Consider the following 19,059-nt stretch of genomic DNA (forward strand, 5'->3'; position numbering starts at 1 on the left):
AGACGGCCGTCGCCGGCCCCAACCCAACGGGATTTTCACCCCCGGAATCGAACGCCTCGGTAATGGACGACGACGTACGCGAGCAGGCCGAGGAGGCCGCAGAGGTCAACGCGCTGTTCAACGCGCTGAAACACGACAGCGACGCGCAGGTCGGTGCCATCATGGGCCCGCTCATGGGTCAGAACCCCGAGTTCCGCGAGTACGGCGACGAGATAGCCGGCGTGATCGCGCCCGTCGTCGAGCGGGTCAACGGGATGGACGCCGCCGAGAAGCGCGAACGCCTCGAGGAACTCGCTCCCGAGCGGGTCGAGGAACTCGACGCCGAAGAAGAAGAAGACGACCAGGTCCTGCCGGACCTGCCGAACGCCGAGGAGTACGACGAGATCCGGATGCGGTTGGCGCCGAACCCCAACGGCCCGTGGCACCTCGGGAGCGCCCGGATGCCCGCGGTCATCGGGACGTACAAGGACATGTACGACGGGTGGATGCTCTGCCGGTTCGACGACACCGACCCCGAGACCAAGCGCCCCGACCTCGACGCCTACGACGAAATTCTCGACGCCATCGACTACCTCGGCTTCGAACCGGACGAAGTGATCAAGGCGAGCGACCGGGTGGACGTCTACTACGACCACGCCCGCGAACTCATCGATCTGGGCGGCGCATACACCTGTTCCTGCCCGGGCGATGAGTTCTCCGAGCTGAAGAACTCGGGCGAGCCCTGCCCGCACCGCGACAAGGACGTCGAGACGGTCCGCGAGGAGTTCGAGGCGATGGTCGACGGCGAGTACGAGAGCGGCGAGATGGTCCTGCGCGTGAAGACCGACATCGAGCACAAGAACCCCGCGCTGCGGGACTTCGTCGCCTTCCGGATGATCGACACGCCCCATCCCCGAGAGGCGGCCGCGGAGTACCGCTGCTGGCCGATGCTGGACTTCCAGAGCGGGATCGACGACCACCTGACCGGCGTCACCCACATCATCCGTGGGATCGACCTGCAGGACTCGGCGAAGCGCCAGGGGTTCGTCTACGACTACTTCGGCTGGGAGTATCCCGAGGTCGTCCACTGGGGCCACGTCCAGATCGACGCCTACGACGTGCCGATGAGCACCTCGACCATCATCGAGAAGATCGAGTCCGGGCAGCTGACGGGCTGGGACGACCCCCGGGCACCCACCATCGCGAGCCTGCGACGGCGGGGCATCCGCGGCGAGGCCATCGTCGACGCGATGGCCGAACTCGGCACCTCGACGTCGAACGTCGATCTCGCGATGTCCTCCATCTACTCGAACAACCGCGACCTCGTCGACGAGGAGACCGACCGCGCCTTCTTCGTCCGCGAGGACGGCCCGGGTACCGAGGGTGCCATCGAACTGCCGGTTTCGGGTGGCCGGGACGCGGGCGAACCGCTCGTCCACCCGAACCACGAGGACCGCGGTCGGCGCCACGTCCCCGTGGAAGATTCGGTCGTGATCGAAGCGGCCGACGAACCCGAGGAGGGCGAGCGCGTCTGGCTCAAGGGGTACGGTTGCGTCCGGCTGGAGGACGGCGAACTCGTCGCGACGGGCGACGACCTCGACGTGGTCCGCGAGGGCGACGTGTCGGTGATCCACTGGGCGCCGGCCGAGGGGCCGCGCCTCCGTCTGCGGACGATGGACGGAGACACGACGGGTGTCGTAGAACCGGGCGTTCTCGACTACGACGAGGGCGATCTGGTCCAGTTCGAGCGCGTCGGCTTCGCTCGGCTGGACGATCTGGACGCGGACCCGGCGGTCGCGTACTACACGCATCCCTGATCGGCGACTCGGGCGGCATCCGGGCGCTGAACCGGCCGTTCGAACCGGGAGTTATTGCCTGATTTCGCCCGAAGACCGACGAACGCCGGGTTCTGCCCCGACGTGACGGGACAACCTTTAGGTGCGCCGGACCGCTGCAACTAGCTACCGATGGCCATCGATCCGGAGTTCGAGACCAACCGCGAGGTAGTGGAAGAACACGAGGGACACGACGTCTGGGGACCGGTCGAGGAGCCGGAGACCCTCGGCATCCACGGGACGCACGTCGCCGTCGACTTCGACATCTGCATCGCCGACGGCGCCTGTCTCGAGGACTGCCCGGTCGACGTCTTCGAGTGGGTCGACACGCCCGACCACCCCGAGAGCGAGATCAAGGCCGACCCGGCCCACGAGGACCAGTGCATCGACTGCATGCTCTGCGTCGACGTCTGCCCCGTCGACGCCATCGACGTCGACCCCGGCCGCGCCGGTCGCATCTGACGCCGTCGAATCCTCGGTGGCCGTCACGTCGTTCTACGGACAACTCACCGCTTCAGAGCCGCGGCACTGACCCGTTCCGCCGCCGCTGACGCGGGGCACGTCCCGCGTTCGAACTTTCGGTGGACGAAAAACTTACCCATTGTCCGTGTGGTTACCAAACTGTGTGATAACAACATGCACAGTGTCGTACTGACGAAAGGCGTCCCCGACTTCAGGGAAGGCCAGGTCTCCTTCGACGAGGACGGCCATCTGGAGCGGGGCAAGACGCCGACGGTGATGAACCCGAACGACAAACACGCGCTCAGGGCGGCACTCCAGACGAAAGTGCGCAACGGTGGGACCGTCTCGCTGACGAGCATGGGCCCGCCGGGGTACATGGAAGTGCTCCAGGAGGGAATGCGGGACGTCTACGCCGACGATCTGTATCTCCTCTCCGACCGCGAGATGGGCGCGGCGGACACGTGGGCGACCGCGATGACCGTCGCGACCGGTATCCAGAAGATGGAGGACCCGCCGGACCTGGTGTTCGCCGGCTTCAAGACCGCCGACGGGGAGACCGGCCACACCGGCCCGCAGACCGCCTGGTGTCTCGACATGCCGCTCATCACGCACGTCATCTCCCTCGACATCGACGACGAGGAGGGGACCCTGCGAGCGAAGCGGCTGGTCGAGGGCGACGTGGAAGAGATCGAGACCGTCGAGGCGCCGCTGCCGGCGTTCGTCGTCGCCGACCCGGAGTTCGAACCCACCTACCGGCGGGCCGAACACCGGTTGAAACACAAGGACCTTCGCGAGCGGACCCAGGAGCGAGCCGACGAGTTCGGGGAGTACCTCGACGACGACACCGACCTCGATCCGGCCGACTACGACCGCTTCACGATGTGGGACCACGCGGCGCTCAACCTCGACCCCGACTACATCGGCCTCGACGGCTCGCCCACCATCGTCGCCGGGGTCGATCCGATCCCGAAGGCCCCCTCCGAACGGGAGGCCACGATCGTCGACCCGGCAGACGACGAGGGGATGGAACAGGTCGTCGGGGAACTGACGCCGTACGCGGCGGGTGACTGACCATGCCGGAGATAGACCCCACAGAACACGAAATCGCGGAACTGGGCCCGAAGATCAAGGACGTCGACGACGCCGACGAGCTGCGGGAGATGCTGGAACTCGAAGCGGGCGGTGAGGACCGCGCGCCCGTCAAGACGCTCATCGAGGACCGAATCGAGAAGGTCGAGGGCGACGACGAGGAGATCGACCCCGAAACGGTCGACCTGACGGACCTGACCGTCGCAGACATCGCAAACCTCGTCAGAGATATCGACGACGTGGCGGTCCTCGAAGACCTGCTCGAACGTGAGCAGGACGGCCAGGACCGCAAGACCGCCAAGGGGCAGATCGAGGACCGAATCGAGTCCATCGAGGGCAGCGAGGAGGGCGATGGCGAGGAACTGGAGTACGTCCCGCCCGAGGAGAAACATCCCGACCTCGATCACCCGACCAACGACAAGCAGTGGGTCGAGAGCGTCGAAGACGGAGAGTACCGGGACATGTGGGTCTACTGTGAGACCCAGCACGGCGAACTCATCGACGTGTCGATGGAGATGCTCGGGAAGGCCCGCCAGCTGATGGACGAGTACAACGACGTTCCCGCGAGCGACGCGAGCGGGGAGTCGGAAGACTCGTCTTCCGGAAAGTACGGTGGATCCGAAGACGGCGAACCCGAGGACGTCGTCGCGGTCCTCATCGGTGACGGGGTGAGCGAACTTACCGAGCAGGTCGTCGAGTACGGCGCCGACCGGGTCGTCTATCTCGAAGACGACCGGCTGGAGCGGTTCCGCCACCGGCCCTACACCGAAATCTTCTGCTCGATGGCTCGCGCCGGCGGGCAGGTCGCCGACGAGGGCCAGGAGGACGTCGAATGGAAGGACTACGACGAACCGCGCTACGCCGTCTTCCCGGCGACGAACAACGGCCGCGACCTCTCGGCGCTCGTGCAGGGCGAACTCGACTCCGGGCTGGCATCGGACTGCTCGGGGCTGTACATCGAGGACGCGATGATCTCGAACCCCGCGAAGACGGGTAATCCCGGAGATAGCAAGGAGTTCGACCGCATCCTGCACATGAAGCGGCCGGACTTCTCCGGGTTCGAGTACTCGACGATCCTCTGCATCGACAAGCCCTTCCGCGATTTCCACCCGCAGGGCGCGTCGGTCATCCCGGGGAGCTTCGAGATCCCGGAGGCCGACCCCGAGCGCGAGGGCGAGGTGATCGAACACGAGATGGACCTGCACGACGAGTGGTTCGGCGTCGACGTGACGGAGTTCGACACGCTCGACAGCGGCGTCGACCTGACCGGCCACGACGTGATCGTGGCGATGGGCCGCGGCATCGGCCGTTCGCCGACCGAGGGCATCGAACTCGGTCTCGATCTGGTCGAGGCGTTCGACGACGCCGCGTTCGGCCTCTCCCGGGGCGTGATCACCTCCTCGTACAACTTCGAGGGCCACGTCGAGCAGTACGTCGGTGAGGACCGCCAGATCGGCGAGTCCGGGCAGGTGGTCGAACCGGACGTCTACATCGCCGCGGGCATCTCCGGGGCGATCCAGCACAAGGTCGGGATGGACGAGTCCGACACGATCCTCGCGATCAACACCGACCCCGACGCGGACATCCGCGGCTTCTCGGACTACTACATCGAGGGCGACCTGTTCGAGGTGCTCCCCCGCTTGACCGAGGCGGTCGAGTCGGGCGAACTGGCGGCGGCACTCGCGGAGGCGAGCGACGACTGACCATGACAGACGACTACGAACACTACGAAGCGGTCGTGGTCGGCGCCGGTCCCGGAGGCGCCGCCGCGGCCGCCACGCTGGCACGGAACGGAGTAGAGACGCTGGTACTCGAGCGGGGCGTCGACGCCGGGTCGAAGAACGTCTCGGGCGGCCTCCTCTACGCGGAGGAGTCCTCGCCGTACACCATCGACGAACTGTTCCCCGGCTTCCGCGCGGAGGCGAGCGACCGCGAGGTCACCGACCACTACATCCACAACATCGCCGGGCAGAACGTGAAGACGTTCGACCTGCACGACCTGCATCACCACGACACCGAGTGGGCCGACTCCGTCCTCCGGCGGAAGATGGACTCGTGGCTCGCCCGCGAGGTCCACGAGATGACCCGCGAGACCGGGGGCGGCCTCCTCACCGAGGTCCGCGTCAACGGGCTCCTCCGCGAAGGCGCGGAGATCGTCGGCGTCACCTGCGACGAGATCGACCCCATCAAGGCGGACGTGATCATCGCCGCGGACGGCGTCAACTCCGAACTGGCGCGCGACGCCGGGTTGATGGACTGGCAGGAACCCGACGAGTGGTTCCAGGGCGTCAAGGCGGTCGCCGAGATGCCCGAGGGCGCCATCGAGGAGCGGTTCGACGTGGCTGAAGGGGAGGGCGTCGCCCACCTCTTCTCCGGCGACCTGTTCCAGAACGTCCGGGGCGGCGGGTTCCTCTACACGAACGATCGATCCCTCTCGATCGGGACGGTCTTCCACCTCGATTCCATCGCGAACGAGCGGGCCGAACCTCAGAAACTGCTCGACAACCTGTTGACTCATCCGCTGCTCGCCGACTGGCTCGGCGACGAGTACACCGAACTGGAGTACTCCGCGAAGCTCGTACCGGACTCGAAGAAGGTGGCCCACCCCTCGCCGTATCGCGACCGACTCCTCCTCGTCGGGGACGCGGCCGGGCAGATGCAGGCGCAGGGTCCGATCATCAAGGGGATGAACCACGCCGTCACCGCGGGTGCGCTCGCAGCGGAGGCGTTCGTCGACGCCAAGTCCCGCGGCGACACGGGGGCGGCGGGCGAGCGCTACGTGACGAAGCTCGAAACCGAGGGCGTGATGGACAAGCTCCGGCCGAGACGATACAAGACGCTGGGGCGGCTCGGCGAGGTCGGCCCCGTCGCGTCGGCGATGAACGCGGTGACCGACTCCGTCGTCGGTCGGACGGCCATCTCCGCGCTGGGCGAGCGGGCGGAGTCGCTGTTCAACTCGCCGTTCCTCATGGGGATGCTCCCTGACACGCGGATGGGGTACGTCACCGTCCCAACCGTTATCGCCGAGGAACTGGGCGAGCCAGTCGACGGCGTCAACACCATCGAACCGCCGGAACTGGACGACCGCATCGGGGAGCTGACCTACGACGTCGACCAGGGTAACCCGCACATCGAACTGCGGGACAACTCCTTCGAGGCCAGCGGGACGGCCGTGACGGCCTGTCCGGTCAGCGCGGAGGACTTCGGCGGCGGCTGCTACCGCGACGAGTACGTCGGGACGAACGGGAGCGAGGAACACGTCGTCAGCCTCGACACCCAGCCCTGCGTCGAGTGTGGCACCTGCGCCGTCGTCGCCGACACCGACTGGACCCACCCGCGGGGTGGCAAGGGCGTCGAGTACAAGGAGGGGTGAGCGTCGGCCAGCATGTCCTCGCAGTACAGCGACCGCATCGCCGAACTCGCCGCGGACGCCGAGCGCGCCCGCGAGTCGTTCGACCCGCCGACCGAACCGCCCGATGAGGCGCGTGCGATGCGGTTTTGCCGCGAAGGTGTCGGCGAGGCCGTCGCCGTCTACGTCGACGCCCGCAGCGGCGAGTGGGACCGCTTCGGCGAGGCGGAGTTCGACCGACTGGAACGGGCGCTGAACGACTACCTCGAACTGTACGCCCGCTGTTACGGCGTCGAACTCGACGCCGAGTACTCCGTCCGGACCGCGGCGGAAGCACTGATCGACACGCACAACGTCGCCGACGTGGCCCGCATCCTGACGAGCGTCCCCGATCGATCCGACGGTCGCTGACGCCCGCTCGAACCGTTCGCCGCCTCTATTTGCGTGTCCCCGGTCGGTACTCTGCCGTCGCGGTGGCCGATCCGAAGACAGCCGAAGTCGGCGGAAACAGCGGTTGTTCCTTACTGATCAACCGTGATAAATGATAAGTAGCGTGGGATGGTACCGATCCACATGGAACTCACGGCAGAGCTATCCTTCGACCACGACGACAGGCGAGACATCTACGATTACGTCGAGCGCCACGGGTCGGTAAAACCGGGGAAGGCCCGGCGGGCGCTGGAGATGGAACCGCGTGCGTTCGGTCACCACGTTGCCATCCTCAAGCGCGACGGCGTGCTCCTCGAATCGGAGGGGGAGCTGCGCATCGCCTACGAGGACGAACTCGAAGCGGAGTTCAAGTCCGACGGCGTACAGGTGACGATCCGCCGGGCTCGCGAGGAGGACCTGACGGGACTCGTCGGCGTCATTCGACAGGCCATCGGCGACGGGACGTACGTCGACGCCGAGACGGTCGCCGACGTCGTCGACCACGAGGAGGTACTCCTGCGGCACAACGAACTCCAGTCGCGAGTGTTCTTCGTCGCGACCGTCGAAGACGACGTCGTCGGCTGGGTGAACCTCAACACGAACGAGACGGAGAAACTGGACCACACGGCCGAACTCACCGTCGGCGTCCTCGAACAGTACCGCGGCCACGGCATCGGGAGCGAGCTACTCCAGCGCGGACTGGACTGGGCCACCGAGAACGGCTACGAGAAGATCTACAACAGCGTCCCGGACTCGAACGAGGGAGCCATCGAGTTCCTGAAGGCCCACGGCTGGGAGGTCGAGGCGGTCCGCGAGGACCACTACAAGTACGGCGGCGAGTACCTCGACGAGGTCATGCTGGCGACGAAGCCCTGACTCAGACCCGATATCCGGCAGTTTCTGCCGTATCCGCGCCGATGGTTGGCGTATCACCACAATCGTTTTTATGGAAAAGTCGCGAACACGAACGACATGATGGGTGGCGACGAGGACGGCGGGTTGGACACGGCATTCGAACTGCTCGCGGACGGGCGGCGGCGTGCAGTGATCGAGGTGTTGCGGACGGCGCCCGACGGCTCTCTCGACCTCCCGGTCCTGGTCGAGGGCGTCGCGTCCGAAACCGGGGACGACCCCGAGAAACTGGCGCCGGCCCTCTATCACACCCATCTCCCGAAGCTCGACGACGCCGGGGTGATCGACTTCGACCCCGGGCCGAGGGTCGTCCACTACCACTCCGCACCGCTACTGGAACGCTGTCTCGACGTCGTGAACACGACGAATTCGGGGCAGTGGGCCCGCCGGTGCTCCGAGTGACACCGGGATCACGCGATTTTCAGGGCCAGGCGTCCCCGCGGCCGTCGAGCGGATCGGCGACGACGCCGTCCTGTCTGGCGAGCACTCGCGCGTGACTCGCACAGACCAGGCGGTTGTCCGCCCACGGCACGTGTAACTCGACGGCGGCTTCGGCGTCACAGCCGTCTTCCGCACACTCGACCATGGGTCCACTACGAGCGCCGCGAGGAGAGTCTTTCCCGCCGGCAGGACGGCGACGGGCGCCTACAGGAGGTAGACGCCGACCATCGCGACAAGGACGCCGGCGGTCAGCAGGATTTGGAGGACGCTTGAAGTGAGCATCCCCAGCAGCGTCACGCCGGCCGCGCGGGCGCTCTCCTCGAGTTCGCCGCCCTCGGCGAGTTCGAGCAGGAACACTGTCCCGGCGGTGCCGAGCAGAAAGCCGATCGGACCGAACGTGAGTCCGACGAGGCCGACGAGGGTAGCGATCACCGTCGTCCGCAGCGACGCGCCGCCGGCCTTCGCGGAGATGGCGCCGGCCAGCCAGTCCGTCAGGACGGCGACGAGCGCCACGAAGATCACGCCCGAGAGGACGAGCAGGTTCGGCTCCGAGAAGCCCGACCCCCACCAGTAGACGACGACGCCGGCCAGCGAGAGGATGCCGCCGGGAACCAGCGGCGTGACGCTGCCGACGACGCCGGCTATCAGCAGGACGAACGCGACCAGCACGAACAGGTCGACGGGGAGGGCGCCGACTGCGGGGAGTTGCATCATTCGAATCGCTCCAGTTCTGCCTCCACGTTGGCGCCGCCGAACCGTGAAAGCAGCGGTCGCACCGCTTCTCCGAGCGCCCGCATGCACTGTCCCAGCGAGTGAAAGTCCAGTTCGTCGGCGACCGCGTTCCAGGAGTGTCCCTGGAGCGCCTTCCTGACGAGCAGGCGCTCCTGGCGAGGGTTCAGGAGCGGGTCGTCGTCTACGGATCCGGCGTCGACGAGATACCGGATCGTGAGACGGCGAAGCGGCCGCGGCGAGGTGTCGAAGATGCCGGCCCCACCGGTCATGCCGGCGAGTAGTCGCCACTCCCACTCCGAGAGGTCGAGCGCGGGCGTGGCGTCGACGCTCCGGAGCGCCGCGCGCACCACGTCCTGATCCATATCGTCGAGGGGGTCCGAGAGCATGGCCGCGACGCGGTCGACGAACCACCGGCCGTGGCGCTCGGCGAGCGCTCGCCCCACGTCGCTCGTCGGCGCCACCATCACCGCGGAGTACTCGCCGCTGGACTCGTTGCGCGTCGTCGAGAGGTGGACGGTCGAGAACCCGTTCGCCCGCCAGAAGCGCAGGAGTTCGGGCGTCGCGCCGTAGCCCGTCCCCAGCCAGTCCACGTCGTCGGCGAACTCCCCGCGGATCTCCGAGAGCAGGCGCGACCCGAGCCCACGCGAGCGGACGGCGTGGTGGGTAGCGATGCGGAGAACGCGCAGTCCCCCGGGGACGCCCGCCTCCTCGTCGCGCAACTGACTGGTCAGCACGTCGGGGATCATGTTCCCGCGGACGCGGCCGCCCTCGTACATGTGCGCTCGCAAGTCCGCGGGGAGGTTCCCCTCGCGGGCGAGCAGGGCCACCGAGACGACGCGCCCCTCGAACGTGAGCGCGCGGACGGCGACGTTCGGTGCGTCGAGCAGGCGGGCCAGATCGTCCGGCTCGGTCCGGTAGTGTGCGGCGACGAGCAGGCCGAACACCTCCCGGAGCAGGTGCTCGTCGGCGAGCAGGTCGGTGGCCTCGAACCCTTCGTAGCTGACCGAGCCGGTGCTGGCGTCCTCGACCAGCGGGTCGACGGCCGGACTGGCGTCCAACAAGAGCGCGCGGAACGCCCACACTTCCACGGGGTCGCCGGCGGCGTAGCGGATCGGGTCGGTCATCGACGCCTCACCCACGTCGAAGTCGCTCTCGTCGAGGCGGTCCCGGAACCGCACGGAGAAGCCGCGTCCGGCACCCTCGTAGCCGTGGACGGTCGTGGCGAACGCCGCCGCGGGCGCGTCGAGGAACCGTTCGAGCAGTCGGACGGGGAGCGCCGCGGCCTCGTCGACGACGACGGCGTCCGGGTCGCCGGGGAGTTCGGCGGCCGTCGCGGGCGTCTCGAAGCGGACGCGGCCGGCGGAGTCGTCCACTACGTCGAGCCGTTCGGGATCGGACTCGCTCGGGTCGCCGGCCAGCGCGCCGGCGCCTGCGAGCACTTCCTGCGCCCGGGCGAACACCTCGGCGGCGCTCCGGTACTGGGGCGCGGTGACGAGCACGTCGCGGCCGTCGAGCGCGAGCGCGCCCGCGGCGAGCCCGGCGGCGCTCGACTTCCCGCGGCCGCGGTCGGCCTCGACGACGACGGCGTGGCCGGGCTCGCCGAGCGCTTCGAGCGCTTCGACGGCGCTCACCTGATCGCCGGTGAGACACCGATCGTACACGTCGAGCGGGAACAAGGGGTCATCGGGCGGTGCAGGTGGAGGTGACGGGACGCGCGGCGCCGGGTCAGTGAGGCCGTCTCGCTCGACGGTTGCAGTTCCCGCCGCGTCGACGGTCACGATCGCGGTGCCCGGATGGGCGCGAAGGAGTTCGACCAGCCGCGACCGGAAGTGACCGGTCACGTCCGAGACGTCGAACGGAGGGACGGCGAGGGACTCGTCGAAAGCGTCGCGGCGGTTCGGCCACTCGTCCAGCGGCGGGACACAGAGGACGAGCAGGCCACCGCCGTCGACGGCGCCGACCGCCCGGCCGAGCGCGTTGGGACGACACTCCTCGTGACAGTCGAGCACGAGCGCGGCGTGGGTCGTCCCGAGCAGGTCGCCGGCGCGCGCCGGCGGTACTCGTTCCCACGGCGTCTCCGTCGACTCCCCGACGTAGGTCGCATCCGGGGCGTCGACGTCGGCGACGTCGAGCGCTTCGACGGCTGCCTCGCGGGTGGCAGCCGCGTCGCCGGCGAGGACGAGGAGGCGGCGCTCGTTCGTAGCGCGGGCTTCCTCGCGGAGTGCGGCGGCGACGCGACCGACGGTCATGGCTCCCCGTCCGCCGTCGAGCGGCAAAGAACCGCCGATCGGATAGGGACCCGCTCGCCGTCGGGCCTCGAACTGTCGGGAAGTTTTTACGACAGAGCCAGCGGCGTCCAAGAGCGGTCCAGTTGCGACTGCAGAAGCGTCACGAGCAACGGTATCCCAGCGGCATTCCTGACCGCTGGCCGAGCCCGCTGGCGACTGCGAACTTCCCCCGTGAAACGTCGCCGTCGAGAGCGGCCGCCCGGCGGCGGATCGTGGGAGGCCAGCGCAAGCGGTCGCAGCGTGTGCAGCCCCCTCACACGCCGTTTCGTCTTCGAAAGGGCTTTTAGTACTCCTCTGCCAGATGCGTGTACAGCCCGTGCGGGGTTGATGATGCTCCTAGCCTCTCAGGATATTCCGCCGCGATTTCTCGCGGTGCCCGGGTAACGCCCGGACTGGCGGGGGAGCGCGAGCCCACGCGCGGGAGGTGATCCACAAATGCCAGTATACGTAGATTTCGACGTACCCGCGGACCTCGAAGACGACGCTCTCGAGGCCCTCGAGGTCGCACGAGACACAGGGACAGTGAAGAAAGGAACCAACGAGACCACCAAGGCCGTCGAGCGCGGCAACGCCGAGCTCGTCTTCGTCGCCGAGGACGTCCAGCCCGAGGAGATCGTCATGCACCTCCCCGAGCTCGCCGACGAGAAAGACATCCCGTTCGTCTTCATCGCGACGCAGGACGACGTCGGTCACGCGGCCGGCCTCGAGGTCGGCAGCGCGGCCGCCGCAATCGTCGACGCCGGGGACGCCCAGGACGACGTCGACGACATCGCCGGCAAGGTCGAGGAACTCCGGTAGGTGACTCGGTATGTCTGCTGAAGAAAACGACGGAGACGGCGGTTCCACGGCCGCCGAAGTCATCGAAGTCGTGGGCCGAACGGGGATGCACGGCGAGGCCATGCAGGTCAAGTGCCGGATCCGCGCCGGCGAGAACCAGGGCCGCATCATCACGCGAAACGTCCTCGGACCGGTCCGCGAGGGTGACGTGCTCCAGCTCCGCGAGACCGCGCGCGAGGCCGACCAGATCGGAGGCCAATAATGCCACGAACGCGCGAATGTGACTACTGCGGCACCGACATCGAGCCCGGGACGGGCACCATGTTCGTCCGGACCAGCGGCTCGACCATCCACTACTGCTCCTCGAAGTGCGAGAAGAACGCCAACCTCGGTCGCGAGTCCCGCGACCTCGAGTGGGCCGGCGAGGAGCGCGAAGCCGACGTCGACGAGACCGAGGAACCCGAGCCCGAGGTCACCGAGACCGCCGACGCCGACGAGGCCGAGGACGGGACGGAGACCGAGGAAGCCGAATCCGAGGCGGAAGCCGACGAGGCCGACGCTGACGAGGGTGAGGAAGCAGCCGACGACGAGAGTGACGAAGCCGACGCCGACGAGGCGGAGGCCGACGAAGAGGAGGCCGAGGCATGAGCCACCACGACGAGCGCACCTTCGTGATGGTCAAGCCCGACGGAGTCCAGCGCAACCTGACCGGCGAGGTCATCTCTCGCCTCGAGGAGCGCGGCCTGAAGCTCGTCGCCGCGAAGTTCATGCAGATCGACCGTGACCTCGCCGAGCAGCACTACGGCGAGCACGAGGACAAGCCGTTCTTCGACGACCTGGTCGAGTTCATCACCTCGGGTCCGGTCATGGCGATGGTCTGGGAAGGCGCCGACGCGACCCGACAGGTCCGCCGCATGATGGGCGCGACCGACCCCGCCGAGGCCGCTCCCGGCACCATCCGCGGCGACTACGGCCTCGACCTGAGCCAGAACGTCATCCACGGCTCGGACCACGAGGACGAGGGCGCCAACGAACGCGAGATCGAGCTGTTCTTCGACGAGGACGAGCTGGTCGAGTACACCCGGGCGGACGAACCCTGGGTCTACGAAGACGAAGACCACTAATCGCACTCTCGCTTTTCCCCGACGCTTCGCGGTGAGCGACAGCGTTCGCTGGCTGGAGAGGCTTACTTCGATCGCCCGAACGTAGCGGCGCGCCCGCGTCGCCGGGACTGATACATTTTTGGCACCCCCTGATCAATACGTGTGCGTGCAGACGACATCGGCGGCCGACATCGAAGCCGTCCTCGACGAGTCCGGGCCTGACTACGAGGACTTCAGCTACGAGTCGGCGACGGGTGGGACGCGGGCTGACGTGTACATGGTCACGCTCGTCTACGAGGGGACCGAGTACGAGGTCTACGTGAAGTTCAAGCCGGCCGGCGAGAAGCGATTCGCGGTCGAACCGAAGCTCCACGAGTACGTCGCCGATCGGACGGACATCCCGATTCCTCGGATTCTCGTCTTCAAGCAGGAACCCGAGCGGTCGGTGCCGCCGTACTTCGTCACCGAACGGGTGCGCGGGGAGAACCTCGCCGATCAGTACGGGGCGATGGAGCAGTCCCACTGGGAGCGGGTCATCGAGCAGGTCGGCGAGATCATGGGCGACATCCACTCGGAGATCGCCTTCGAGGCGTTCGGCCGGCTGATCCTCTACGACGACCGGCTCACCATCCGCAACTGGCGGGGCAACTGGCGCGAGTACTTCGGCGACCTCACCCGCTCGCACATCGATCGGCTCGACGGGACGCCGTTCGAGGGCGTCCAGTCGCGAGCGCGCCAGGCCATCGAGGACGCCCTCCCGCTGGTGCCCGAAGACGGGATGCCCCGGCTGGTCCACGACGACATGCAGCCGACGAACCTCCTCTGCATGCTCGACGAGCCGGACCCGATCACCGCCGTCCTGGACTGGCAGGACACCCTCGCCGCTCACCGGGACTACCAGCTCGCCCAGTCGGAGTTCCTCTACATCGACTCCACCTTCGACGACCCGACAGTTCGGGAGACGCTCCGCGGGAAGCTCTACGAAGGCTACCGAACCCACCACGAGTTCCAGCCCGGCGAGGACTACGAGCAGTGCAAACCGATCTACCAGCTGTCGACGCTGCTGTGGCGCATGACCGGCTTCGACGACGCCTTCGACGAGGACGACCTCGGCCGAGCGCGCGCCGAATTCCAGTACCGCCAGCAGTTCGACCGCCTCCTCGACGCTGTACCGCGATAACGGCGACCGGCGGGTCGCGAACCGTCCCGATATCTGTTCCTCAGCAGACTTGTTGGAGATGCGAAGATTTTAAGTCGTCACTCTACGGAATTCCCGCCGAAATGCCCTCCATTCAGTCGTTGCTTACCGATCCGGACGGGTTCTTCCGGTCGCGGACGTCGGGGCTGTCGCTGAAGTGGCCCCTGGCGATCGTCGCGCTGGTCGCCGCCCTGCGAGTGGCGGCGAGCGTGATCACCTCCCGTGGTCTCTCGGAGCTGGTCTCCCAGCAGGGCCTGCCGGCGTCGGGGGCCGGATCGGGACCGATCGCGTTCGCCACAGCGGCCGCGCTCCCCTTCCTCGCGTGGGTCCTCTACGCGGGGCTGTTCTACCTGCTTTCGGGTCTCTTCGACGGTGAGGGGGCTTTCAAGACGATTCTGGCGTTCGTCGGCTACGGGTTCGCCCCACAGGTCGTGGGATCGGCGGTGACCGCGCTCGTGCAGTTCTACCGCTGGAACGTCCGGGGCGTCTCGGTGACGTTCCCGAGCGGGATCGCCGACACGCCGCCGTCGCAGATGTCCGGCGAACAGGCGTTCGCGTACACTCGGGCCCTCCAGGAGGCCCAGAGCGGGCCGTTGGTCACACTGACGGCGGTGCTCGGGCTCCTGTTCACGATCTGGGCGGCGTTCATCTGGATGTTCGCGACGAAACGGGCACGGGACGTGAGTACCCGGCAAGCTGCCATCTCGGTCGGTATTCCGGTCGGAATCGTCGTCGTCCTCCAGCTGGCCCTGTTCGCTGTTGGAACCTTGCTCTTCTGAACAATGAACCGAAACCAGACGCTCGCATTCGTGGTACTGCTCGCAGTCGCAACGCTTCCGGTCGTCTCCGCCGCGGCCAGCGTCGACGTGACCGTTTCGGACGTCGACGTCCGACCCTCCGAGCCGGTTCCGGGCGACGAGGTCGCGATCGAGGCGACGATCGAGAACTTCGAGAGTAGCTCCGCGGGCTACTTCGTCGACAGAGTCCACGTTGTGAAGGCCAACGATGGCAATAACCCCGACGAGTTCGCCGACGTGAAAGACATCGGCACGATCCCGATCGGCGGGTCGAAAACCGTGCCGCTCTCGACTACCTTCGAGGACCCCGGGACGTACAACCTCCGGGTCCGGGTGTCCGGCCGTGAAACCGAGAACGACCAGCGGACGCAGGTAAGTTATCCGTTGACGATCACCGTCAGGGACCGCCAGCCCCAGGTAGACGTGAACGCGAACGACTCCGCGGTGGGCGTCCGCACCGGTGGGACGGTAACGATCGCCAACAGTCTGGGAAGCTCCATCGAGAACGTGGAACTCACCGTCGACGGCGAGGACGTGGGGATCACCAACCGTCGCTCCGTGCTGGCGTCCGTCGCGAGCAACGGGACGCGCACCGTCTCGTTCGACTACCGCGCCGACGAACCGGGAACGCACGAACTGACGGCGACGCTCACCTACACTACCTCCGGTGGCGTGACCGACACGGTGACCGACACGGTGTCCGTCCGCACGACCGAGGAACGCCCGCAGCTCGACATCGACACGAACGGCTCCACCGCGGGGATCGAATCCGAGGGGACGGTGCGGGTCGCTAACGGGCTGGGAGCGGCGATCACCAGCGCCGAAGTGACCGTCTCCGGCGACGGCGTGACGGTCAGCAACGACCGGTCGGTGTTCACGCGCGTCGCCGACGGCGAGTCGGCCCGGGCGAACTTCGACTTCCAGCCCGCCGAGGCCGGCGAACACGAACTGACGGCGACGCTGACCTACTCGACGCGCGGCGGCACGACCCGTACCGTCACCGAGACGGTCCCGGTCGAGGTCGAACCGCTCCGCGACCGCGTCGCGCTCGATCTGAGTTCGGCCGAGGGCGGCAACTCACAGGCCGTGAAGGTGACGGTGCTCAACCAGGGCAACGCGCCGCTGTCGAACGTCAGCGTCCGCGGTTCGTCGCCCAACGCGACCGTCGGACGGGCGCTGCTCGACCGGGTGGCGACTGGTGAGTCGCGGACCGTCCGGCTGAACGCCTCGCTGTCGGAGAACAGCGCGACCGTCGACGTCCGATCGACCTACGACGTCGGCGAGCAGCGCGGGCAGGCGAGCGGTTCGACGGCGCTGACGCAGACGCCGGGGACCATCGGCCTCACCGGACTGGAAGTCGTCCCGGAGGGCAACCGCCTGCGCATCTCCGGGAGCGCGAGCAACCTCGGGACGACCCTCGCCCAGAGCGTCGTCGTCAGCGTGGCCGACACCGAACGCGTGACGCCCACCGCGCCCAACCGCAAGTACTTCGTCGGAAAGGTCCCGGCGAGCGACTTCGTCTCCTTCGACGTGTACGCGACCGTGCAGGGCAACGTCTCGACCGTCCCGCTCGACGTCGAGTACCTCGTCGACGGTGAGCAACACACCCGGACCGTCGAGGTCGACGCCGCGGGCGCCAGTCGCGCGCTCGCCGCCGGGCCCGAGCCGGACCCGAGTGGCTCCGGGGGCGGCGGCTTCCTCCTGCCGGCGGTCATCGGCCTCCTCGTCGCAGCGGGCGTCGCCGTGCTCATCGTCCGCGCCTGGAGGGCGAGTCGTGGCGGTGATTGAGACCCGGAACGTCGTCAAGCGTTACCGGAGCGGCGACCAGACGCTGACGGCCCTGAAGGGGATCGACTTCGCCGTCGAACCCGGCGAGTTCGTCTCGATCATGGGCCCCAGCGGGAGTGGCAAGACGACCCTGCTGAACCTGCTGGGCCTGCTCGACGACCCCAGCGAGGGGGAAGTGCTGCTCGACGGGGAAGACGTCACCGGCCTCTCGGACCGCGAACAGACCACCGCGCGCAAGCGAACCATCGGGTTCGTCTTCCAGAACTTCTATCTCATCCCCACGCTGACGGCGAAGGAGAACGTCGAGATCCCCGCGCTGTTCGACCACGACCCGACCGTCGAGGAGCGGTCGGTCGACCTGCTCGAGCGGATGGGACTGGGCGACCGCCTCGACCACAAACCCGACGAACTCTCGGGCGGGCAGAAACAGCGGGTCGCCATCGCTCGCTCGCTCATCAACGAACCGCGCGTGCTGCTTGCCGACGAGCCGACGGGGAACCTCGACCGAGAGACCGGCCGGAAGATCCTCGACGAGTTCGTCGAGATCACCGAACGCGACGTGGCCGTCATCGCCGTCACGCACGACGAACTCGTCAACGAGTACGTCGACCGGACCGTCGAACTCGTCGACGGCTACATGGGCGAAGAAGTGCCGACCGACGGCGGCGAACAGGCCGGTTCCGACGGTGCGACCCTCCCCAGCGAGAGCGGCAGTGGGGGTGACCTGCCGTGATGGGCTGGCTGCGCCGGCGGTTCCCGGCGCTGTTGATGGCCCGTCGCAACATCGGGCGGACGAAGGTCCGTTCGGTGCTGGCGGCGCTGGGCATCGTCATCGGCGTCATCGCCATCGCGTCGCTCGGCATGTTCGGGCTCACACTACGGTACCAGATGACGGAGAACCTCGGGAGTATCGGGAATCAGGTTATGGTCGAACCGGCCGACTCCGCGCAGGCGCCAGAACTGCTCACCGAGCGCGACCTCCGCCAGATCGAGTCGGCCGCGAGTTCCGGCGCGACCATCGCTCCGGCGAAACGGCGGTTCACGTTCGTGTCGTACGGGAGCGGGACGTCGGAGACACGGATGGTAATGGGGATCGACAAACCGCGGCGACTGTTCGAGGCCCGCGAGGGGACGATCCCCGAACCCTACCGGAGCGGTGCGCTCGTCGGCCCGCAACTCGCCGACGAGTACGACCTCTCCCCCGGCGACACGATCTCGGTCAACGGATCGACCGAACGCATCTCCGCGGTGCTCGCGCCCAGCCAGGGCTTCGGCTACACGAACCCGAGCAACCAGATCGTCCTCCCGACGCGGGAGTTCGACCAGCGCGGGTACAACGCGATCACGATCACCGAGCGCGACAGCACCACTGCGAACGAGACGGCGATGGCCATTCGCTCCCGGCTGAACGACCGCCGCGAGCGCGTGCAGGTACGGGACTACTCGTCGATCGCCGACCAGATCGGCCAGTCGTTCCAGGCGCTGAACCTCTTCCTGATCGGCATCGGCTCGATCTCACTGCTGGTCGCCGGCGTGAGCATCCTCAACGTGATGCTCATGAGCACCGTCGAGCGCCGCCAGGAGATCGGCGTCCTGCGCGCCGTCGGCTTCCAGAAACGCGACGTGCTGAAGATCATGCTCTCGGAGGCAGTGCTGCTCGGCATCCTCGGCGGTATCGTCGGCGTCGCCTTCAGCGTCGTCGCCGGCATGGCCATCAACCACTTCATCGCCGGCGACGCGATGGCCGCGTTCCGCCCGCAGAACTTCCTCTACATCGGTCTCGCGTTCGGCTTCGGTGTCGGGACCAGCCTCCTCAGCGGGCTGTACCCGGCGTGGAAGGCCGCCAACGAGCGCCCGGTCGAGGCGCTACGGAGCTGACC

20 protein-coding genes are annotated in these 19,059 nt (G+C 67.6%); 17 read left to right on the top strand and 3 right to left on the bottom strand.

The window, feature by feature from the left end:
* Positions 1-62 precede the first annotated feature (62 nt).
* The 8 genes from AB2U09_RS22960 to AB2U09_RS22995 all read left to right on the top strand — a co-directional run bounded on the left by AB2U09_RS22960 (position 63) and on the right by AB2U09_RS22995 (position 8,457).
* Entirely contained in the window at positions 63-1,796 is a 1,734-nt protein-coding gene (locus AB2U09_RS22960; protein WP_459195073.1) for a glutamate--tRNA ligase, read from the top strand.
* Positions 1,797-1,946: 150 nt separating this feature from the next.
* A complete protein-coding gene (locus AB2U09_RS22965; RefSeq protein WP_274323447.1) occupies positions 1,947-2,276 on the top strand; it encodes a 4Fe-4S dicluster domain-containing protein in 330 nt (109 codons plus the stop codon).
* 174 nt (positions 2,277-2,450) lie between these two features.
* Positions 2,451-3,347, top strand: coding sequence for an electron transfer flavoprotein subunit beta/FixA family protein (locus AB2U09_RS22970; RefSeq protein ID WP_459195074.1), 897 nt, complete (start codon positions 2,451-2,453; stop codon positions 3,345-3,347).
* 2 nt (positions 3,348-3,349) lie between these two features.
* Complete coding sequence (locus AB2U09_RS22975; protein ID WP_459195075.1) at positions 3,350-5,068, top strand: electron transfer flavoprotein subunit alpha/FixB family protein; 1,719 nt, start codon at positions 3,350-3,352, stop codon at positions 5,066-5,068.
* Positions 5,069-5,070: 2 nt separating this feature from the next.
* Positions 5,071-6,738 carry an FAD-dependent monooxygenase gene (locus tag AB2U09_RS22980; RefSeq protein WP_459195076.1) on the top strand — a complete coding sequence of 556 codons (1,668 nt, stop codon included), beginning with the start codon at positions 5,071-5,073 and terminating at the stop codon, positions 6,736-6,738.
* A 12-nt stretch (positions 6,739-6,750) separates the two neighbouring features.
* Positions 6,751-7,125 carry a DUF8055 family protein gene (locus AB2U09_RS22985; RefSeq protein ID WP_459195077.1) on the top strand — a complete coding sequence of 125 codons (375 nt, stop codon included), beginning with the start codon at positions 6,751-6,753 and terminating at the stop codon, positions 7,123-7,125.
* Positions 7,126-7,287: 162 nt separating this feature from the next.
* Positions 7,288-8,019, top strand: coding sequence for a GNAT family N-acetyltransferase (locus AB2U09_RS22990; protein WP_459195078.1), 732 nt, complete (start codon positions 7,288-7,290; stop codon positions 8,017-8,019).
* Between the two features lie 96 nt (positions 8,020-8,115).
* Positions 8,116-8,457, top strand: a complete 342-nt coding sequence (locus AB2U09_RS22995; RefSeq protein ID WP_459195079.1) for a DUF7344 domain-containing protein — start codon at positions 8,116-8,118, stop codon at positions 8,455-8,457.
* Positions 8,458-8,476: 19 nt separating this feature from the next.
* On the opposite strand, the gene AB2U09_RS23000 is transcribed toward AB2U09_RS22995, so the two are convergent.
* Genes AB2U09_RS23000 through tmcA form a run of 3 tightly spaced genes read right to left on the bottom strand, consistent with a single transcriptional unit; the run spans position 8,477 to position 11,477 of the window.
* Entirely contained in the window at positions 8,477-8,641 is a 165-nt protein-coding gene (locus tag AB2U09_RS23000; protein ID WP_459195080.1) for a DUF8014 family protein, read from the bottom strand.
* A 59-nt stretch (positions 8,642-8,700) separates the two neighbouring features.
* On the bottom strand, positions 8,701-9,207 hold the full coding sequence (locus AB2U09_RS23005; RefSeq protein ID WP_459195081.1) for a DUF456 domain-containing protein: 507 nt from the start codon (positions 9,205-9,207) through the stop codon (positions 8,701-8,703).
* Positions 9,207-11,477, bottom strand: a complete 2,271-nt coding sequence (tmcA, locus tag AB2U09_RS23010; RefSeq protein ID WP_459195082.1) for a tRNA(Met) cytidine acetyltransferase TmcA — start codon at positions 11,475-11,477, stop codon at positions 9,207-9,209. The genes AB2U09_RS23005 and tmcA overlap by 1 nt, the downstream gene beginning before the upstream one ends.
* A 474-nt stretch (positions 11,478-11,951) precedes the next feature.
* Between tmcA and rpl7ae the strand changes: the two genes are divergently transcribed.
* The 9 genes from rpl7ae to AB2U09_RS23055 all read left to right on the top strand — a co-directional run bounded on the left by rpl7ae (position 11,952) and on the right by AB2U09_RS23055 (position 19,057).
* Positions 11,952-12,314 carry a 50S ribosomal protein L7Ae gene (rpl7ae, locus tag AB2U09_RS23015; protein WP_459195083.1) on the top strand — a complete coding sequence of 121 codons (363 nt, stop codon included), beginning with the start codon at positions 11,952-11,954 and terminating at the stop codon, positions 12,312-12,314.
* Positions 12,315-12,324: 10 nt separating this feature from the next.
* Entirely contained in the window at positions 12,325-12,555 is a 231-nt protein-coding gene (locus tag AB2U09_RS23020; RefSeq protein ID WP_459195084.1) for a 30S ribosomal protein S28e, read from the top strand.
* Positions 12,555-12,941, top strand: coding sequence for a 50S ribosomal protein L24e (locus AB2U09_RS23025; protein WP_459195085.1), 387 nt, complete (start codon positions 12,555-12,557; stop codon positions 12,939-12,941). The genes AB2U09_RS23020 and AB2U09_RS23025 overlap by 1 nt, the downstream gene beginning before the upstream one ends.
* Complete coding sequence (gene ndk, locus AB2U09_RS23030) at positions 12,938-13,417, top strand: nucleoside-diphosphate kinase (RefSeq protein ID WP_459195086.1); 480 nt, start codon at positions 12,938-12,940, stop codon at positions 13,415-13,417. Before AB2U09_RS23025 ends, ndk begins: the two co-directional genes overlap by 4 nt.
* Positions 13,418-13,562: 145 nt before the next feature.
* Positions 13,563-14,576: a phosphotransferase family protein gene (locus AB2U09_RS23035; RefSeq protein ID WP_459195087.1), complete on the top strand. Its 1,014-nt coding sequence runs from the start codon at positions 13,563-13,565 to the stop codon at positions 14,574-14,576.
* 101 nt (positions 14,577-14,677) lie between these two features.
* Positions 14,678-15,373 carry a YIP1 family protein gene (locus tag AB2U09_RS23040; protein WP_459195088.1) on the top strand — a complete coding sequence of 232 codons (696 nt, stop codon included), beginning with the start codon at positions 14,678-14,680 and terminating at the stop codon, positions 15,371-15,373.
* 3 nt (positions 15,374-15,376) lie between these two features.
* Entirely contained in the window at positions 15,377-17,179 is a 1,803-nt protein-coding gene (locus AB2U09_RS23045) for a COG1361 family protein (protein WP_459195089.1), read from the top strand.
* Complete coding sequence (locus AB2U09_RS23050; RefSeq protein WP_459195090.1) at positions 17,166-17,912, top strand: ABC transporter ATP-binding protein; 747 nt, start codon at positions 17,166-17,168, stop codon at positions 17,910-17,912. The genes AB2U09_RS23045 and AB2U09_RS23050 overlap by 14 nt, the downstream gene beginning before the upstream one ends.
* Complete coding sequence (locus tag AB2U09_RS23055; RefSeq protein WP_459195091.1) at positions 17,912-19,057, top strand: ABC transporter permease; 1,146 nt, start codon at positions 17,912-17,914, stop codon at positions 19,055-19,057. The genes AB2U09_RS23050 and AB2U09_RS23055 overlap by 1 nt, the downstream gene beginning before the upstream one ends.
* The last annotated feature ends 2 nt before the right edge of the window (positions 19,058-19,059 follow it).

The sequence above is a fragment of the Halosimplex yunnanense genome, assembly GCF_054504345.1.

Bases quoted from the DNA above. Each gene is read 5' to 3' on its own strand.
- AB2U09_RS23005 (WP_459195081.1), bottom strand. From the start codon at position 9,207: ATGCAACTCCCCGCAGTCGGCGCCCTCCCCGTCGACCTGTTCGTGCTG.
- AB2U09_RS23040 (WP_459195088.1), top strand. From the start codon at position 14,678: ATGCCCTCCATTCAGTCGTTGCTTACCGATCCGGACGGGTTCTTCCGG.
- AB2U09_RS22965 (WP_274323447.1), top strand. From the start codon at position 1,947: ATGGCCATCGATCCGGAGTTCGAGACCAACCGCGAGGTAGTGGAAGAA.
- AB2U09_RS23045 (WP_459195089.1), top strand. From the start codon at position 15,377: ATGAACCGAAACCAGACGCTCGCATTCGTGGTACTGCTCGCAGTCGCA.
- AB2U09_RS22960 (WP_459195073.1), top strand. From the start codon at position 63: ATGGACGACGACGTACGCGAGCAGGCCGAGGAGGCCGCAGAGGTCAAC.
- AB2U09_RS23000 (WP_459195080.1), bottom strand. From the start codon at position 8,641: ATGGTCGAGTGTGCGGAAGACGGCTGTGACGCCGAAGCCGCCGTCGAG.
- tmcA (WP_459195082.1), bottom strand. From the start codon at position 11,477: ATGACCGTCGGTCGCGTCGCCGCCGCACTCCGCGAGGAAGCCCGCGCT.
- AB2U09_RS23025 (WP_459195085.1), top strand. From the start codon at position 12,555: ATGCCACGAACGCGCGAATGTGACTACTGCGGCACCGACATCGAGCCC.
- AB2U09_RS22975 (WP_459195075.1), top strand. From the start codon at position 3,350: ATGCCGGAGATAGACCCCACAGAACACGAAATCGCGGAACTGGGCCCG.
- AB2U09_RS22970 (WP_459195074.1), top strand. From the start codon at position 2,451: ATGCACAGTGTCGTACTGACGAAAGGCGTCCCCGACTTCAGGGAAGGC.
- rpl7ae (WP_459195083.1), top strand. From the start codon at position 11,952: ATGCCAGTATACGTAGATTTCGACGTACCCGCGGACCTCGAAGACGAC.
- AB2U09_RS22980 (WP_459195076.1), top strand. From the start codon at position 5,071: ATGACAGACGACTACGAACACTACGAAGCGGTCGTGGTCGGCGCCGGT.
- ndk (WP_459195086.1), top strand. From the start codon at position 12,938: ATGAGCCACCACGACGAGCGCACCTTCGTGATGGTCAAGCCCGACGGA.
- AB2U09_RS22985 (WP_459195077.1), top strand. From the start codon at position 6,751: ATGTCCTCGCAGTACAGCGACCGCATCGCCGAACTCGCCGCGGACGCC.
- AB2U09_RS23020 (WP_459195084.1), top strand. From the start codon at position 12,325: ATGTCTGCTGAAGAAAACGACGGAGACGGCGGTTCCACGGCCGCCGAA.
- AB2U09_RS23055 (WP_459195091.1), top strand. From the start codon at position 17,912: ATGGGCTGGCTGCGCCGGCGGTTCCCGGCGCTGTTGATGGCCCGTCGC.
- AB2U09_RS22990 (WP_459195078.1), top strand. From the start codon at position 7,288: ATGGAACTCACGGCAGAGCTATCCTTCGACCACGACGACAGGCGAGAC.
- AB2U09_RS22995 (WP_459195079.1), top strand. From the start codon at position 8,116: ATGATGGGTGGCGACGAGGACGGCGGGTTGGACACGGCATTCGAACTG.